Raw genomic sequence first — 1711 nt, forward strand, 5'->3', positions numbered from 1 at the left:
GGTGAAATAACCTATGCGATCATCTGCATAACGGCGCTGCATGGCTACACGTGGCAGCATAATAAATGATGCATTGGTTTGGATACTACCCTGGGATATGTCCGGTGTTCCTTTAACATTAACATTCTGATCAACACCTATTTCTACATTAGATGGATAAGCATGTATATAAGCTATCTTAAAATCCTTTGGCTCGTCAATGGTTTTGGCGGCTGTTGATTGCGGGTTAATAGCATTTAAAAAACTGGTTGCTGTAAAAAGTTTGGTTACATCAATAACGTAGCTTGAACCATGTTTGCCGAGGATTACTATTGGGAAAACATACGCTACCGGATTGCGATTAGACCTTTCAACCGACCGGTATACATTGCTGCTTGAGTCGGCCTCGCTTGCTACCAGGTTGTAAATGATACGCAACGTAGAATCGGGACCGGTTGTAAATTGGATGGTTTTATCATCAAGCTCTTCGCCGGCATAAGCTTTTGTGCCGTACGAGCTTTGAGATAAGCGGTTTATCATCATAATATCGCGGTTAAGGATAGAGTCTGGTATCTCAAAGTAAACGGTATCCTTGTTTTTGTGCACCGTAAATAACCCATTGTATGATGAGAACGTTTTGTTGATAACGCTTTCGTAAGTTTTAGCCTTAGGCTTTGCTGCCTGCTCTGTTGGTTGTTTATTTTTGCCAAAAAGCCTTTTAAAAAATTGTGCATTGGCATGGCTACTAATCAGCATTAAGCTGAAAAATATAGCGGTTAATTTTAAATAGCATTTATTAAGTTTTATCATGAGCTATCGTATTTCTAAATTGTGATCAGAATAAGTGTTCATATCAAGCACAGCCTTGCAGGCATATACATTTATAAGGCTATTTGTCATCATCTAATATTTTAGATGCCCTTAATTGCATATCCTGAAAATGGACTAATGTTAATGTATCTTTAGTTTGCGGTATGGCTGATTTAAGCTGGGCAGACAGATGAACAATATCAGCCCTAAGTATTGAAGCGGCATCATTCTCAATGTCATCGGCTTGTTCTTTTACTTTTAAAGCTTTAGCTATTGACCTTAAATAAAGTTTCTGCAGATTTCTGCGGGCATCGTCTTCTTTTTTTAAGCCGTTACCTGTTAACTCAGTCCATACATATCTGTGGATGGTTTTAATATATTCTTCAACAGGGTAAGCTGCCTTGCCAAAGCGTTCCATATTTGAGCGCAGGTTAGCTAACGTTTTAATATCAAGTAGTCTTCCTATTACATCTCCTTGTATCATTTGCAAATGCGCCAATGGCGTAACAGCTTCAGGCAAAGGCGATCCGACGTAGCTTGTACCTGATATCTTTTTTAATACCTCTCTGTCTAATAACCAGTTTGGCGTTTTAAAAAGCTCATCATCAAAAAAGCGAAGCACATCCTGTTGCAGTTGTAAAGGCTCGGCAACAAAAACCGCATCTTGCTGGCCCTCTTTGGTATTGTTACGGTAGTAGGCGCCCACATACTTTAATACATGGTTAAGGTATGCTGCATATTGCCCTTTTAAAGCATCGTATGCTTCTGTAAGGTTCCTGTTGTTGTTCCCTTCTTCAGCCGTCCATTGCGGTAATCTCGGTAATATGTACTGCAGGTTCTTTATACCATAACGGCTTGCCTTTACAGGGTCGTCACCAAGGTCTTCTGTTTGCGCACGCGGGTCAAACTTCATCTCAGGCGT

Annotated in this window: 2 protein-coding genes; both read right to left on the bottom strand. The window is 40.2% G+C overall.

All coding sequences use genetic code 11. The features are described 5' to 3' along the window. On the bottom strand, window positions 1-735 hold a 735-nt coding region (locus tag D0C36_RS24345), incomplete at its 3' end, for a DUF5117 domain-containing protein (protein ID WP_158557200.1). 133 nt (window positions 736-868) lie between these two features. Next, the coding region (locus D0C36_RS24350; protein ID WP_199502131.1) for a zinc-dependent metalloprotease at window positions 869-1711 on the bottom strand (843 nt) is incomplete at its 5' end.

Source organism: Mucilaginibacter conchicola, from assembly GCF_003432115.1.
Taxonomy (GTDB): Bacteria; Bacteroidota; Bacteroidia; order Sphingobacteriales; family Sphingobacteriaceae; genus Mucilaginibacter; species Mucilaginibacter conchicola.